At 70.4% G+C, this 15515-nt stretch carries 16 protein-coding genes; 6 read left to right on the top strand and 10 right to left on the bottom strand.

Annotated features, from left to right (window positions below):
* The 6 genes from aceE to fabF all read left to right on the top strand — a co-directional run.
* The coding region (aceE, locus tag CGQ25_RS08845; protein ID WP_255405699.1) for a pyruvate dehydrogenase (acetyl-transferring), homodimeric type at positions 1–2043 on the top strand (2043 nt) is incomplete at its 5' end.
* Positions 2044–2200: 157 nt separating this feature from the next.
* Entirely contained in the window at positions 2201–3439 is a 1239-nt protein-coding gene (locus CGQ25_RS08850) for a CdaR family transcriptional regulator (protein ID WP_208712729.1), read from the top strand.
* A 110-nt stretch (positions 3440–3549) separates the two neighbouring features.
* The gene (locus CGQ25_RS08855; RefSeq protein ID WP_208712730.1) at positions 3550–4506 is read left to right on the top strand and encodes an ACP S-malonyltransferase; all 957 of its coding nucleotides are present in this window, start codon (positions 3550–3552) and stop codon (positions 4504–4506) included.
* Complete coding sequence (locus CGQ25_RS08860) at positions 4503–5564, top strand: beta-ketoacyl-ACP synthase III (RefSeq protein WP_208712731.1); 1062 nt, start codon at positions 4503–4505, stop codon at positions 5562–5564. The genes CGQ25_RS08855 and CGQ25_RS08860 overlap by 4 nt, the downstream gene beginning before the upstream one ends.
* 95 nt (positions 5565–5659) lie before the next feature.
* Positions 5660–5905 (top strand): acyl carrier protein, encoded by a 246-nt coding sequence (locus CGQ25_RS08865; RefSeq protein ID WP_208712732.1) that lies wholly within the window; start codon positions 5660–5662, stop codon positions 5903–5905.
* A gap of 93 nt (positions 5906–5998) precedes the next feature.
* The gene (fabF, locus tag CGQ25_RS08870) at positions 5999–7234 is read left to right on the top strand and encodes a beta-ketoacyl-ACP synthase II (RefSeq protein ID WP_208712733.1); all 1236 of its coding nucleotides are present in this window, start codon (positions 5999–6001) and stop codon (positions 7232–7234) included.
* 118 nt (positions 7235–7352) lie between these two features.
* Here the strand turns inward: fabF and CGQ25_RS08875 are convergent, their stop codons facing one another.
* The 10 genes from CGQ25_RS08875 to rplS all read right to left on the bottom strand — a co-directional run bounded on the left by CGQ25_RS08875 (position 7353) and on the right by rplS (position 15419).
* Entirely contained in the window at positions 7353–7856 is a 504-nt protein-coding gene (locus tag CGQ25_RS08875; protein WP_208712734.1) for a DUF3145 domain-containing protein, read from the bottom strand.
* Positions 7857–8040: 184 nt separating this feature from the next.
* Positions 8041–8967: a tyrosine recombinase XerC gene (locus CGQ25_RS08880; protein WP_222703731.1), complete on the bottom strand. Its 927-nt coding sequence runs from the start codon at positions 8965–8967 to the stop codon at positions 8041–8043.
* A gap of 253 nt (positions 8968–9220) precedes the next feature.
* Positions 9221–10420 carry a DNA-processing protein DprA gene (gene dprA / locus CGQ25_RS08885; protein WP_255405700.1) on the bottom strand — a complete coding sequence of 400 codons (1200 nt, stop codon included), beginning with the start codon at positions 10418–10420 and terminating at the stop codon, positions 9221–9223.
* A 53-nt stretch (positions 10421–10473) separates the two neighbouring features.
* The gene (locus CGQ25_RS08890) at positions 10474–12018 is read right to left on the bottom strand and encodes a YifB family Mg chelatase-like AAA ATPase (protein WP_208712737.1); all 1545 of its coding nucleotides are present in this window, start codon (positions 12016–12018) and stop codon (positions 10474–10476) included.
* Complete coding sequence (locus CGQ25_RS08895) at positions 12018–12374, bottom strand: YraN family protein (protein ID WP_208712738.1); 357 nt, start codon at positions 12372–12374, stop codon at positions 12018–12020. Before CGQ25_RS08895 ends, CGQ25_RS08890 begins: the two co-directional genes overlap by 1 nt.
* 117 nt (positions 12375–12491) lie before the next feature.
* A complete protein-coding gene (locus tag CGQ25_RS08900) occupies positions 12492–12815 on the bottom strand; it encodes a DUF2469 domain-containing protein (RefSeq protein ID WP_208712739.1) in 324 nt (107 codons plus the stop codon).
* Positions 12812–13606: a ribonuclease HII gene (locus CGQ25_RS08905; protein WP_208712740.1), complete on the bottom strand. Its 795-nt coding sequence runs from the start codon at positions 13604–13606 to the stop codon at positions 12812–12814. The genes CGQ25_RS08900 and CGQ25_RS08905 overlap by 4 nt, the downstream gene beginning before the upstream one ends.
* Positions 13603–14364, bottom strand: coding sequence for a signal peptidase I (lepB, locus tag CGQ25_RS08910; RefSeq protein WP_369802310.1), 762 nt, complete (start codon positions 14362–14364; stop codon positions 13603–13605). The genes CGQ25_RS08905 and lepB (CGQ25_RS08910) overlap by 4 nt, the downstream gene beginning before the upstream one ends.
* On the bottom strand, positions 14361–15026 hold the full coding sequence (gene lepB / locus CGQ25_RS08915; protein WP_208712741.1) for a signal peptidase I: 666 nt from the start codon (positions 15024–15026) through the stop codon (positions 14361–14363). Before lepB (CGQ25_RS08915) ends, lepB (CGQ25_RS08910) begins: the two co-directional genes overlap by 4 nt.
* A gap of 33 nt (positions 15027–15059) precedes the next feature.
* Entirely contained in the window at positions 15060–15419 is a 360-nt protein-coding gene (gene rplS / locus CGQ25_RS08920; protein ID WP_208712742.1) for a 50S ribosomal protein L19, read from the bottom strand.
* Positions 15420–15515 lie beyond the last annotated feature (96 nt).

The raw sequence follows: 15515 nt of genomic DNA on the forward strand, positions 1-15515 counted from the left end.
TCGGACCAGCACGTGTGGGCCTTCCTCGGCGACGGCGAGATGGACGAGCCCGAGTCCCGCGGCCTGCTCCAGCTCGCCGCCAACGAGAACCTGGACAACCTCACCTTCGTGGTCAACTGCAACCTGCAGCGCCTCGACGGCCCGGTGCGAGGCAACGGCAAGATCATCCAGGAGCTCGAGGCGTTCTTCCGCGGCGCGGGCTGGAACGTCATCAAGGTCATCTGGGGACGCGAGTGGGACAGCCTGCTGGCCCGCGACGACAACAACCAGCTCGTCAAGATCATGAACGAGACGCTCGACGGCGACTACCAGACCTACAAGGCCGAGTCGGGCGGGTTCGTGCGCGAGCACTTCTTCGGCAAGACGCCCGAGACCAAGGAGCTCGTCGCCGACTACTCGGACGAGCAGATCTGGAACCTCAAGCGCGGCGGCCACGACTACTGGAAGGTCTACGCCGCCTACAAGGCCGCCACCGAGTTCAAGGGCAAGCCGACTGTCGTCCTGGCGATGACTGTCAAGGGGTACGGCCTGGGTCCGCACTTCGAGGGCCGCAACGCGACCCACCAGATGAAGAAGATGACCCTGCAGGACCTCAAGGACTTCCGCGACCACCTGCGGATCCCGATCACGGACGAGCAGCTCGAGGCGAACCCCTACGAGCCGCCGTACTACCACCCGGGGCAGGATGCCCCCGAGATCCAGTACATGATGCAGCGCCGCAAGGAGCTCGGCGGCTTCCTGCCCGAGCGCCGCGATCCCCACGAGGGCATCGCGCTGCCCGACGACAAGTCGTTCGAGGTGGCCAAGCGCGGCTCCGGGAAGCAGCAGGCCGCCACGACCATGGCGTTCGTCCGTCTGCTCAAGGACCTCATGCGGGACAAGGAGTTCGGCAAGCGCGTCGTCCCCATCGTCCCCGACGAGGCCCGCACGTTCGGCATGGACGCGTTCTTCCCGACCGCGAAGATCTACAACCCGAAGGGCCAGAACTACCTCTCGGTGGACCGCGACCTCGTGCTCGCGTACAAGGAGTCCCCTGCCGGCCAGATCCTCCACGCCGGCATCAACGAGGCGGGGTCGATTGCGGCGTTCACAGCCGCGGGCACCTCCTACGCCACGCACGGCGAAACCCTCGTGCCGATCTACGTGTTCTACTCGATGTTCGGCTTCCAGCGCACCGGCGACGGCATCTGGGCCGCCGCCGATCAGATGGCCCGCGGCTTCATCATCGGCGCCACCGCCGGTCGGACCACGCTCACCGGCGAAGGCACCCAGCACGCCGACGGGCACTCCCCGCTCCTGGCCTCGACGAACCCCGCGGTCGTCGCCTACGACCCCGCCTACGGCTATGAGATCGGCCACATCGTCAAGTCCGGCCTCGAGCGCATGTACGGCGGGAAGCACCCGAACCCGAACGTCATGTACTACCTCACGGTCTACAACGAGCCGATCGTCCAGCCTGCAGAGCCGGAAGAGCTCGACGTCGAAGGCCTGGTCAGGGGCATCTACCTCCTCGCGCCGGCGAAGATCGACGGCCCGCGCACCCAGCTGCTCGCCTCGGGCGTCGCCGTGCCCTGGGCCCTCGAGGCCCAGCAGATCCTCGCGGAGGAGTGGGGAGTCTCCGCGGACGTGTGGAGCGTCACCTCGTGGAACGAGCTCCGGCGCGACGGCCTGGCGGCCGAGGAGGAAGCCTTCCTCAACCCCGGCCAGGAACCCCGTCAGCCGTTCGTCACCCAGCAGCTCGCCGGCGCCACCGGTCCGATCGTGGCGGTGACGGACTACATGAAGGCCGTCCCCGACCAGATCCGCCAGTTCCTCCCGAACGAGTTCGCGACGCTCGGCGCCGATGACTTCGGCTTCGCCGACACCCGTGCCGCGGCGCGCCGGTACTTCCACATCGACAGCCACTCGGTCGTGGTCCGTGCGCTCCAGATGCTGGCCCGGCGCGGCGAGGTCGACGCCGACGCACCCCGTCAGGCGTTCGACCGGTACCGCCTCAACGACGTGAACGCCGGATCGACCGGCAACGCGGGCGGCGAGTCCTAGCCCACTCCCCCGTCCCAGGCGGCCTGCAGCCGCCCCAGACCCACGGCGGCCCTTCCCAGCTTCGGGGAGGGCCGCCGTCGTGTGTGAACCCAGGCACTCCGGCTTGTAGCCTTCGCACAAAATTCACCCCGGGGCCCAGCTCGCCTATGCTCTAGGCATGAGCCAGCCCAAGCAGTCCACCGGCGGCTCGCCGAACGGCAAGCTGACCATCTCCCCGGCGAAGGCGGAGACGGTCAAGAAGCTGCGGGCCAACGTCGGCCAGCTCTCGACCACCACCATGCGGGAGCTCGAGCGGGCCCTGCCCTGGTACAGCCGGCTCAGCGCCGACGAGCGGTCCGCGCTCGGACTCGTGGCGCAGAACGGGATCGCGGCCTTCGTCACCTGGTACGAGCGGCCCACCATGCCCTCGTGGATCCTGTCCGACGTCTTCGGCAGCGCACCGACAGAGCTCACCCGCTCCATCAGCCTCCAGAAGGCGCTCCAGCTCATCCGGATCGTGGTCGAGGCGGTCGAGGACCAGGTCCCCCACCTCGCACCCGAAGAGGACCAGCCTGCCCTGCGCGAAGCCGTCCTGCGCTACTCCCGCGAGGTCGCCTTCGCCGCTGCCGACGTCTACGCACGCGCCGCCGAGACCCGGGGCTCGTGGGACACGCGGCTCGAGGCGCTCATCGTGGACGCGATCCTGCGCGGCGAGAACACCGACGCCCTTCGCTCGCGGATCGCGGCGCTCGGGTGGAAGGCCCAGGAGCGCTTCACCGTCATGGTGGGGAGCGCTCCCCTCGAGCCGAGCCCGACCTACGTGGGCGAGCTGCGGCGCCTGGCCGGCCGCTACGCCCAGGACGCGCTCGTGGGCATCCAGGGCGACAGGCTCATCCTCATCCTCGGCGGACTCGACGACCCCCCCGGCGCGATGTCCCGTCTCGCCGACCTCTTCGCGCCGGGCCCCGTAGTGTTCGGCCCCGAGGCACCCACGCTCCCCGAGGCGAGCATGTCCGCGCAGGCGGCGTTCGCCGGCCTGTCCGCGGCGCGCGCCTGGCCCAACGCTCCCCGCCCCGTCTCGGCCGACGACCTCCTCCCCGAGCGTGTCGTCGCCGGCGACGACGCCGCGCGCCGGGCCCTCGTCCAGAAGATCTACCGACCGCTCGTCGCCGCGTCCAACGGGCTCGTGGAGACCCTCAGCGCCTACTTCGAACTCGGCCACTCGCTGGAGGCCACGGCGCGGGAGCTGTTCGTCCACGCCAACACCGTCCGGTACCGGCTGCGCCGCGTGTGCGATGTCACGGGATGGGATCCGCTGCTCCCCCGCGAGGCCTTCGTCCTGCAGACCGCTCTGGTGGTCGGACGGCTCGCAAGCACAGGCAAGCCAGGCGGAGAAAGGCCCGCCGGACGCTCCTGACGGGCCCCGCCGACGGTCCCACTCGTTGTAGACTTCCCACAAACCGCGTTCTGGAGCTTGGTGCGTGCACCCACGCCGCGGACGCCCGCCGATTTGGAAAGCTTGGATTCGTGCTTGCAATTGTCTGCCCTGGACAGGGCTCCCAGACGCCCGGCTTCTTGGCCCCCTGGCTAGAGGTCCCCTCCGTCGCCGAGCGCCTGGGCGCCCTCGGAGAGGTCGCCGGCCTTGACCTCGTGGCCCACGGGACCACCTCGGACGAGGAGACCATCAAGGACACCGCCGTCGCCCAGCCGCTCATCGTGGCCGCCGGCATCGTCACCGCCGAGGCGCTGTTCGACGTCGAGCTCTCGGAGCTGCCCATCGTCCTGGCCGGCCACTCGGTCGGCGAGATCACCGCGTCGGCGCTCGCCGGCGTCGTGAGCGCCGAGGACGCGATGCGCTTCGTCTCCGTCCGCGCCCAGGGCATGGCCCGCGCAGCGGCCGTCGCTCCGACAGGCATGAGCGCCGTCCTCGGCGGCGACCGCGAGGAGGTGCTTGCTGCCATTGCTGCCGCCGGCGCCGAACCGGCCAACGTCAACGGGGGCGGCCAGATCGTCGCGGCAGGCACCTTCGAGCAGCTCGAGGCGCTCGCAGCGAACCCGCCCGCGAAGACCCGCATTGTGCCGCTGAAGGTGGCCGGGGCCTTCCACACGCACCACATGGCCTCGGCCGTGTCAGATCTCGAGGCCCTGCGGCCCTCGCTTTCCGTGAGCGACCCTGCTGTGCCGCTCCTGTCGAACTACGACGGCGCACCCGTCGCGTCGGGCGACGCCGCCGTCGCGAGTCTCATCGCCCAGGTCTCGCGGCCCGTCCGCTGGGACCTCTGCATGGAGACGCTCGCATCGCGCGGCGTCACGGGCGTCATCGAGCTCGCGCCGGCCGGCACCCTTGTCGGCCTCGCCAAGCGCGGCATGCCCGGCGTGAAGACAGTGGCCGTCAAGACGCCCGCCGACGTGGCCGCGGCGCTTGAGCTGTTCGCCGCGGATGCCGAGAGCAGCGAGGCCCGGAGCGAAGAGGAGACCGTGTGAGCGAGCCGACCCTGAAGCAGTCCCCCACCCGCGAGCACTCCCGGATCGCCGGCATCGGGGCCTACCGGCCCTCGGTGGTCGTCACCAACGACGACGTCTGCCAGTGGATCGACTCCTCCGACGAGTGGATCCGCCAGCGCACCGGCATCGTCACCCGCCACCGCGCCCCAGCTGACGTGAGCGTCATCGACATGGCCGAAGGCGCGGCGCGTGAGGCCCTCGAGTCTGCGGGCATCACCGGCAGCCAGCTGGGCGCCGTCATCGTCTCCACGGTGACCCACCCCTTCGCCACGCCCTCTGCTGCTGCCCAGCTCGCCGACCGGCTCGACGCGACGCCGGCTCCCGCGTATGACATCTCGGCCGCATGCGCCGGCTACTGCTACGGGATCGCCCAGGCCGACGCACTCGTGCGCTCCGGCGCCGCGGAGTACGTGCTGGTCATCGGTGCCGAGAAGCTCAGCGACTTCATCGACAACACGGAGCGCACGATCTCGTTCCTGCTCGGCGACGGCGCGGGCGCCGTCGTCATCGGACCGTCCGACACCCCGGGGATCGGGCCCTCGGTGTGGGGCTCCGACGGCAGCAAGTGGGGCACGATCGGCATGACGCACTCCCTGCTCGATGTGCGAGACCTGTCCGACGAGGCGGAGCGCGACGGAGCCGGCAACGCCGCCGCGGTGCTCGGCACCGAAGCCAAGATCTGGCCGACGCTGCGTCAGGACGGCCAGAGCGTGTTCCGCTGGGCCGTGTGGGAGATGGCCAAGGTCGCCAAGCGCGCGCTCGACGCTGCCGGGATCGCCCCGGAGGACCTCGCCGCGTTCGTCCCCCATCAGGCCAACATGCGCATCATCGACGAGATGGTCAAGCAGCTCGGCCTGCCGGCGTCCGTCATCGTCGCGCGTGACATCGCGGACGCGGGCAACACGTCGGCGGCCTCCATCCCGCTCGCCGCCCATCGCCTGCTGAAGGAGAACCCGGACCTCAGCGGCAAGCTCGCCCTGCAGATCGGCTTCGGCGCTGGCCTTGTGTTCGGCGCCCAGGTCGTCGTCCTCCCCTGAGACTGCGCCGCCTGCTCCAGGCGGCCGAGACCAAGCCGCATGAGCGGCTGGAACCCTGATCCGGCGACCGCCGGGAACCGAGAAAAGGAGCCGACATGGCAACCAACGAAGAGATCCTCGCCGGTCTGGCCGAGATCATCAACGAGGAGACGGGCCTGGCCACCGAGGCCGTCGAGCCCGACAAGTCCTTCACGGATGACCTCGACATCGACTCGATCTCCATGATGACCATCGTGGTCAACGCCGAGGAGAAGTTCGGGGTCCGCATCCCCGACGAGGAGGTCAAGAACCTCTCCACCGTCGGCGACGCTGTCGACTTCATCGCCAAGGCCCAGGCCTAAGTGCGGCCGCGGCGGCCGGCGCCCACCACGCCGGCCGCCACCCAAGACTTCCGCCAGCACCGCTGGCGCTGACGCGAACCGAAAGAGCGAAGCATGGCGCGCAAAGTTGTTGTGACCGGCCTCGGGGCCACGACGCCGATCGGCGGCGACGTCCCCACCCTGTGGCAGAACGCCCTCAAGGGCGTCTCGGGGGTCCGCAGGCTCACCGACGACTGGGTCGAGGAATTCGACCTGCCCGTCAAGATCGCCGCCAAGCTCTCCACTCCTGCTGAGGACGTCCTGAGCCGCGTCGAGATGAAGCGCATGGACCCCTCGACCCAGTACGGCGTCATCGCCGCCCGTGAGGCGTGGCGGGACTCCGGGATCGAGGAGATCGACCACGATCGGCTCGCCGTCGCCTTCGCCACCGGCATCGGGGGCGTGTGGACGCTCCTGAACGGATGGGACACGCTCCGCGAGAAGGGCCCGCGCCGCGTCCTTCCGATGACGGTCCCCATGCTCATGCCCAACGGTGTCGCGGCCGCGGTCAGCCTCGACCTCGGCGCGCGCGCCGGCGCCCACACGCCCGTCTCGGCCTGCGCGTCCGGGACCGAGGCCATGAATGTCGGACTCGAGCTGATCCGTGCCGGCAAGGCCGATGTGGTGATGGTCGGCGGCGCCGAGGCCGCCATCCACCCCATGCCGCTCGCGTCCTTCGCCGCGATGCAGGCGCTGTCCAAGCGCAACGACGACCCCGAGCATGCCTCGCGCCCCTACGACATCGACCGTGACGGCTTCGTCATGGGCGAGGGAGCCGGCGCCCTGGTCCTCGAGGCCGAGGAGCACGCCCTGGCCCGCGGCGCGCGCATCTATGGTGAGCTCGCCGGCACGTCCGTGACGGCTGATGCCTATCACATCACCGCTCCGGACCCGGAGGGGCTCGGCGCCACGCGCGCCCTCAAGGCGGCGATGTTCGACGCCCGCATCCAGCCCGAGGACGTCATCCACGTCAACGCCCACGCGACGTCCACGCCGGTCGGCGACAGGCCCGAGTACACCGCGCTCAAGGCGGCGCTCGGCACGCATGTCGACAATGTCGCGGTGTCGGCGACGAAGTCCCAGATGGGCCATCTCCTCGGGGCCTCGGGCGCCGTGGAGGCTGTGCTGACCGTCCTCGCCGTCCACGAGCGCAAGGCGCCGGCGACGATCAACCTGGACCATCAGGACCCGGACATCCCCCTCGATGTTGTGACGACCGCCCGCGACCTCCCGCAGGGTGACATCGTGGCCCTGAGCAATTCCTTCGGCTTCGGCGGCCACAACGCCGTCGTGGTCATCCGCAACCACTGACCACGCTCCGCTGCAAACGACGACGAGGGGGCCCGCCGTGTACGACGGCGGGCCCCCTCGTCTGTGCCGCGGCGATGCTTGGAGGACGAGAAGGAGGCTGGATCGGACGAGAGGGGCTTCAGCCCACTTGGTGCAGCCAGCGGACGGGAGCGCCCTCCGCGGCGTGCCGGAACGGCTCCAGCTCCTCGTCCCATGCCTCGCCCAGTGCGAGGGAAAGCTCGTGGTAGACGACGGCGGGATCGCCCGCACCGGCCTCGTAGGCGTACCTGATCCGGTCTTCGGAGACCACGATGTTGCCGTGGACGTCCGTCATTCCATGGAAGATCCCGAGCTCGGGGGTATGTGACCACCGGGCGCCGTCGACGCCGGGACTGGGCTCCTCCGTGACCTCATAGCGAAGGTGCGCCCAGCCCCTCAGGGCGGACGCAAGCTGTGCGCCGGTCCCCGGAGCCCCCATCCACGAGAGCTCCGCACGGAACATTCCCGGAGCGGCTGGCTGAGCCGTCCAGTCCAGATCAGTGCGCTTGTCGACGACCGAGCCGATGGCCCACTCCACGTGGGGACACAGCGCGCTCGGTGCCGAGTGCACGAACAGCAGACCACGCGTCATCACTGCAGACATTCCATCCTCCATCGCTGTCGGTACGTCTTCCCCTACGACCGTCAGCTGGCGGGTGTCCCCAATCGACCCGTGGCTATGCAGTTGTTCCGCCGCTGCCGCCCCGTATTCCACGAGGCGCCATGAACCGGCGGGTTCGCGACCATTCTGCACGAGACACCGGCCATGCGCCAGTGCGCCCCGCCGATCAGGCGCGTGGATGCGACGAGAGGTAGCTGGCTCGCAGCCGTTCCACAGAGACGTGGGTGTAGAGCTGCGTCGTGGCGAGGCTGGCGTGCCCGAGCAGTTCCTGGACGCTGCGCAGGTCTGCGCCCCCATCGAGCAGGTGGGTTGCCGCTGTGTGCCGCAGGGTGTGCGGGCCGCTCGCCGATGTGTCCCCGAGCGCGCGCAGGGCGCGGTCGACGACGTCCCTTGCCTGCCGCTGTCCCAGCCTGCCGCCGCGGCGGCCGAGGAAGAGGGCCGGGCCGCTGGCGGCGCTCGCGAGCGTATGGCGAACGGCAAGCCATCGCGTGAGCGCTGCGGCAGCCGGTTGCCCGAACGGGACGGTCCGTTCCTTGTTGCCCTTGCCGAGGATGCGGGCTGTGCGTCGCTCGAAGTCCAGATCGTCGACATCGAGGCCCACCAGCTCGCCCACCCGCACCCCGGTGGCGTAGAGGAACTCCACCAGGGCCAGGTCCCGTACCGCGACCGGGTCGCCCTCCGACGCGGCGCTGGCCGCACCCTCGACGAGCCGCTCGGCCTGTTCGCGATGGAGGACCGCGGGGAGGTGCTTGTCGCGCTTGGGCGCGGCGAGACGCAGCGCGGGGTCCGCCTCGACGCGCCCTTCCCTCAGGGCCCAGGCCATGAAGGCCCTGACCGACGACGCGCGTCGGGCCAGAGTTGCCCGGGACAGGCCTGAGTCGCTCTGCCGGCCGAGCCACCGCCTGAGCATGGCCAGATCGATCCCGCCGAGGTCCCAGGCGCCGTCCCCGGCGGCCGACGCGAGCATCGACGCGATGTCCGACTCATAGGCCCGGACGGTGTGGGCAGATCGTCCGCGCTCGAGCGCGAGGTACCGGAGGAAATCGGACAGCGCGCCGGCGAGGACCGGGTCCAGGCTGGACGCCTGCTGCAGCTCCCCTGACGGCCGCGCGGGCTCCGGCTGCTCGCGCGGCAGCGGCTGATGGGGGCCGGGGGCGCTCACTGCCGGCTCCCAGCACCTGGAGTCGCAGCTGTGAGGGCCGATCCCACCGCGGATGGGATCATCGTTCCTCCTCTTGACGCTGGGTCGGCCTGCTCCTGCTCCCCTGCCACTCTGGCTGCGCTCCCCGCTCCCCGCAAGCCGACACGCGCGTCGCGCCCAGCGGTGCCTGCCCCCGCTGCATCGCTCACCCCCGCTTCGCCCTGCGCCATCCCTCATCGGTCCGCTCACAGAGCGCCTCGAGCGCGAGGCGACCCAGACCGGCCCGGACCTCGGCCTCGCTCAGCCCCGCCACGACAGCGAGCCGCTCCACCTCTGCCCCGCGCCGCATTGGAAGAGCCTCAAGCACCGCAAGGTCCACGAGCGACAGCCCGTCGTGCGGAGCAGGGGGACCCTGGGGATCCTCGACGAGGCCCTCACCGGCGGGCGCCAGCAGTTCATAGACCTCCTTCTCGTCCACAACGCAGGTCGCCCCGTTGCGCAGGAGGGCGTGGCAGCCTGCCGAGTTCGCGCTGTAGACCGATCCCGGAACAGCTGCGACGTTCCTGCCCAGATCGGCCGCCCTGCGGGCGGTGCTGAGCGCGCCCGACCGCCAGCGCGCCTCGACCACGACCGTGGCGGAGGACAGCGCAGCGATGAGCCGGTTGCGCTTGAGGAACCGGTGCTTGGTCGGCGCAGAGCCGGGGGGCACCTCGGAGACCACCAGGCCGCGCCGGGCGACCTCCCGCAGCAGATCCTCATGTCCGGAGGGGTAGTACCGGTCGGCGCCTCCAGCCATGACGGCAACGGTCGGCAGGGACCGGCCTGCGGACGCGAGGGCGCCCCTGTGCGCCTGCCCGTCGATGCCGTAGGCACCACCGCTGACCACGGTGATTCCCCGGTCCGCGAGGCCCTTCGCCAGCTCGCCGGCGACCGAGAGTCCGTAGCCGGTCGCGTCGCGCGAGCCGACAATCGCCACGGACTTCCGGGTATCTGGCAGCGGCTCCTCACCCCGGACCCAGAGGCAGAGAGGAGCGTCCGTGCCGAGATCACTGAGCCCCTCGGGCCACTCTCCGTCCTCAGGGATCACGAGCCGCCCGCCGAATCGGGCGATCGTCTCCAGATCGCGTTCAGGCGCCAGATGCGCGACGCGGGGCCGCCACCGCTCGAGGGCCGTCTGGAGGCTCGCAGACGCCTCCTGGCGGGCTGAGCCGTGCTGCCCCGGACCCCGGTGTGCCCCCTCCGTACCGGCCGTCACCGCGGTCATCGCGGCTGGCGGTGCGACCTCGCCGACTGCGATTCTCAGTGCCTCGACGGGGCCAAGCACCTCCACGAGGGCGGTTCCCACTCCATCCATCGGCTCGAAGAGCCTCGACAGCGCTGCTCGGGCGATGCGTACGTCGTCCATGGTCTCTCCCTCTGCGACGCCCAGTCCGCCGCCTCGTGTCTGGTAGGTGCTGTTCATGCCGCCGCCACGGGCTGGCGCAGCAGGAGAGCCTGACCGACCTCGTCGGCGCCGGGCCGATCGAGGCCCGCGAGATCCGCGATACTCCACGCGAGCCGGAGGACGCGGTCGTAGCCGCGGGCAGTGAGGGTGTTCGCCGTCATCGCCCGCTCGAGCGAGGACGTACTGCCCGCATCAAGACGGAAGCGTCCCCGCAGAAGCCGCCCAGGCACCTGCGAGTTCGTCTCGAGGCCGTACGGCGCCAGTCGCTCAGCCTGATGGGCCCGGGCGCGGAGCACGCGGGCCGCGACCTCTGCCGTCGACTCGCCCGGAGACGTGCCGCCGAGATCCGCCGCCCCCACCTTTCGGACTGCCAACTGGATATCCACCCGGTCGAGGAGCGGCCCTGAGATGCGTCCGAAGTACCGCCGTTTGGCCTGGGCCGTGCAGGTGCACTCGAGCCCCTTGCCGGTCCCTTGGCCACAGGGGCAGGGGTTGGCGGCGAGCACAAGCTGGAACCTCGCCGGGTACGCGGCGGTCCCGGCCGCGCGGTGGACCACGACTTCGCCCGACTCGAGGGGCTGGCGCAGGGAGTCCAGAACGCGTCGCTCGTATTCGGGCGCCTCGTCGAGGAACAGGACGCCGCGATGCGCACGGGAGGCTGCTCCCGGCCTCGGCACTCCCGAACCGCCGCCGATGATCGCCGGCGCACTGGCCGTGTGGTGCGGACTCTCGAACGGCGGCCGCCTGATCAGGGACCGCTGCGCGGCGGGGTCGACGGAGAGCGAGTGGATTGCGGTGACCTCCATGGCGCCCTCGTCGTCGAGGTCCGGCAGGACTCCAGGGAGCCGTTCTGCGAGCATCGTCTTCCCTGCGCCGGGCGACCCGACGAGGAGCAGGTGATGGGCGCCGGCCGCTGCCACCTCGACTGCCGCCCGCGCCTCGGACTGCCCCGCGACGTCCCGGAGGTCGGGCACGGACAGCAGGGGCAGGGCAGGCGGGGCTTGGGACGCCGTCTCGACAGGGTCCGCCGACGGCAGCTCGACTGCCTTCGGGTCCGCGCCGAGCTCGAGCGCGAGCTGGCCGAGGGAGCTGTAGGCGTGGACCCGGGCGCCGGGGACAAGGGACGCCTCCTGGGCGTTGCCCGAGGCTACCACCACGTCCGGGCGTCCGGCCCGCACCGCGGCCATGACCGCCGGGAGGACGCCCCGCAGCGGCCGCAGCTGTCCGTCGAGCCCGAGCTCGGCGAGGAAGACCACCCCCAGGGGTGGCCTGAGATCGCCGGCTGCTGCGAGGGACGCAATCGCTATGGCCAGATCGAACCCGGTGCCCCGTTTGGGAAGCGACGCCGGGATGAGGTTGACGGTCAGCTTCCGCCTGCTCAACGGAAGCCCGCTGTTGTGCGCGGCGCTGCGGATCCGCTCCCGGGCCTCGTTGAGCGCCGAATCGGGCAGTCCGAGCAGCACGAAGTTGGGCAGCGTCTGGCCGATGTCGGCTTCGACCTCGACGAGGTAGCCGTTGAGTCCGACCAGTGCGACCCCGAGCGCGCGACCGACGCCCATCACGCCACGCCCATGAGGTGCTCCAGGACCGACTGCTCGCCGGCCGGGCCCGTGACAGCGACCACGTCGACCCTGCGTTGGCGCCTCCGGGCCCCGTGCTCGCGGGCCCACAGCCCCAAGAGCCGGACCAGACGCGCGAGCTTCACGGAGTCCACGGCTTCGAAGGGATGGCCGTAGTCCCAGGACCGGCGGGCCTTCACCTCCACAGCGACCAGGACGCCGGCATCGAACGCGACGATGTCGAGCTCCCCTTCGGCACACCGCCAGTTCCGGTCCAGGATCTCCGCTCCCAGCGACCGCAGATACTCCTCAGCGAGGCGTTCGCCCCGGGCTCCCAGCCTGTCCTTCGCTCTCATGAGCCCAGACTCCCGCCCGGGGGCGACGAAGGGACCCGCCCGGCCGCCCTATGTGGACGACACGCCGGAACGGGTCCCTGTGGAGGACCAACGGCCCTCGGACGCGGGTCGAGTCGGCTAGGTGCCGAGCCCGCCCTTGGGCAGGCCGAGGTCCTCGACCTTCGGAAGCTCTTCGACGTTGACGTCCTTGAAGGTGATCACGCGGACGCTCTTGACGAAGCGGGCGCTCCGGTACACGTCCCAGACCCAGGCGTCCTGGAGGGTCAGGTCGAAGTACACCTCGCCGTCCGCCGACCGGGCCTGCAGATCGACATGGTTGGCGAGGTAGAAGCGGCGCTCGGTCTCCACCACGTAGCTGAACAGCGAGATCACGTCACGGTACTCGCGGTAGAGCTGGAGCTCCATGTCGGTCTCGTAGTTCTCAAGGTCTTCGGCGCTCATAGTCCTATCTTCCCCCCAGCCAGAGGCGAGGCCTCATCGATGAATCCGGCTCCGGCGTCGTCGTACTCCTCAGCGGGACCGTCCACGCCCAGACGCCAGGAGCGCCGGTGCAGGGAGCTCGGGCCGAACTCCACGAGCGCTGCCCGGTGCTCGGGCGTCGCATAGCCCTTGTTGACGGTCCAGTTGAAGCGGGGATCGTCGGTGCCGTACTCCACCATCAGCGCGTCGCGGGCGACCTTCGCGAGGATGCTCGCGGCTGCGACCGCCTGGCACTTCAGATCGGCCTTGATCGTGGTGCGCACGGGCACCGACGGAAGCTCGACCGCTTCCTCGAAGAGCGAGCCCTGGCCCCCACGGCCGAGCCAGTCGTAGTTCCCGTCGAGATGCACGACGTCGGGCACAATCCCGGCCGCGGAGACCTCGCCAAGCGCCCGCACACCGGCGAGGCGGAGGGCGGCCATGATGCCCAACGCGTCGATCTCCTCCGCGGAGGCGTGGCCGACAGCGGCCGCAACCGCCCAGGACCGGACGAGGGGAACGAGCTCGACCCGGCGCTCCGGGGTCAGGAGCTTGCTGTCGCGCAGCACCGTGCGGGTCACGACACTCCGTGCATCCACCACGACGATCCCCACTGTGACAGGGCCCGCCAGAGCCCCACGGCCCACCTCGTCGCAGCCGGCGATGAGCGGGCCGAACTCAGCGGCCAGCCGGTTGACGAAGCGGAGGGTCGGGGCGGGCGCGCCCGGCCCGCGGCGCTTCACTGGGGCGGCGCGTTCTGCCGAGGTGCTCATCGTGGGAACGGCACGGCGCTGAACGTGCCTGGGTAGTTGTCGAGGACCTGGATCCGGTTCAGCGGCCACGCGATCACGGTCGCCTTCCCCTCGACGTCGTCGAGCGAGATGAAGCCCGAGCCGGGCTGCGCTGCGTCGTGGAAGCGCGAGTCCGACGAGTGGTTGCGGTTGTCGCCCATGACCCAAATGGTGCCCTGCGGGACTGTCACATCGAAAGGCATCGGGCGAGGTGTCTCAGCCGGGTTGACGTACGGCTCGGTGAGAGGCGCCCCGTTGACCGTGATGTGCTGGGAAGCGTCGCAGCACACCACGTGGTCGCCCGGGAGCCCGATCACCCGCTTGATGAGGTGCTGCTGCGACGTGTCAGGCAGGAGCCCGACGAACTCGAGCGCTTCGGTGACGGGATTCGGTGTGCTGGGCGGGAGCGACGGGAGCCAGCCCTTCGTGTCCTTGAAGACCACCACGTCGCCGCGCTGGAGGGCCGCATTGCGCGGGATCATCAGGTTGACGAAGATGCGGTCGTTCTCCTCGAGCGTGGGCACCATCGACTCCGACGGGATGTAGAAGGCCTTGAAGAGGAAGGTCTTGATGATGAAGGAGAGGACGATGGAGACGGCCAGGATGATGCCGATCTCACGGAGCCAGCCGAGCAGGCCGCCGCGGGCGCGCTTCGCCGGCTTCGCTGGCCGACCGTCGCTGCCGTGGGGCTCGGCCCCCGTTCCCGCTGCGTCGGGGCCGGTTCCGGGGGTGCTTGTCACTGATGGTCCTTCTGGGTGGCGTCGGCGGTCAACCCGCCCAATCTATCAAGCGGCCAGATGATTGCGACCGGGCGTCCGATCACGGTCTGGGTGCGCACGAGCCCCCCGCCAGGCGCCCCGAGGAGGGAGCGCGAATCCGCCGATTCGGCGCGGTGGTCCCCGAGGAGCCAGAGGCGCCCCTCGGGCACGACGACGTCGAACGCCTCGGCGCTGGGCTGGTCGCCCGGGTAGAGGTAGGGCTCGTCCAGCGCCTTCCCGTTGACTTCGAGACGCCCGTCCGGGCTGCAGCAGCGCACGTGGTCGCCGGCGACGCCCACCGCCCTCTTGACGTAGACCGTGTCGCTGGCCACGATGCCGAGCCACTCGGCGGCGCCCCGCACGGCGTCGCCGAACCAGCCGCGCCCGGAATCCAGCGGCGCGAACGAGCCGCGGCCGTCGAACACGACGACCTCGCCCCGGCTCACCGGCGCGGAGTCAAGGGCGGTCCGGGCGACGACGATCCTGTCCCCGGGCGCGAGGAGGGGCTCCATGGAGCCTGATGGGATGAAGAAGACGTCGAAGAACAGTCCCCGGATGACACCCCACACGACAAGGGCCAGGACCACGGCGAGAACGACCGAACGCCAGCCCACTCGGTGGGACTGGCGTTCGGTGCGGACCATGGACGGCGCGGTCTGCGTCTGGGCAGCCTGAGGCTACTTGGCAGAGCTGAAGTCGCGCTTCTCCTTGATCTTGGCGGCCTTGCCGCGGAGCTCGCGCATGTAGTAGAGCTTGGCGCGGCGGACGTCGCCCTTGGTGACAAGCTCGATCTTCTCGATGATCGGGGAGTGCACCGGGAAGGTGCGCTCGACGCCGACGCCGAAGGAGACCTTGCGGACCGTGAAGGTCTCGCGGACGCCGTGGCCCTGACGGCCGACGACGAAGCCCTGGAACACCTGGACGCGGGTGTTCTTGCCCTCGATGATGTTCACGTGCACCTTGATGGTGTCGCCGGGGCCGAAGGCGGGAACGTCGGAGCGCAGCGAGGCGGCGTCGACGGAGTCGAGAATGTGCATGATCTTCTCCTGGCGAATGCCACAGGTCACTCGCTTTGGTCGCTGGCTCCCCCGTCCATGCGGCGGAGCCCGGAATCCGTGACCGCCAGCCGAAGG

Source organism: Sinomonas sp. R1AF57, from assembly GCF_002224485.1.
Taxonomy (GTDB): domain Bacteria; phylum Actinomycetota; class Actinomycetes; order Actinomycetales; family Micrococcaceae; genus Sinomonas; species Sinomonas flava.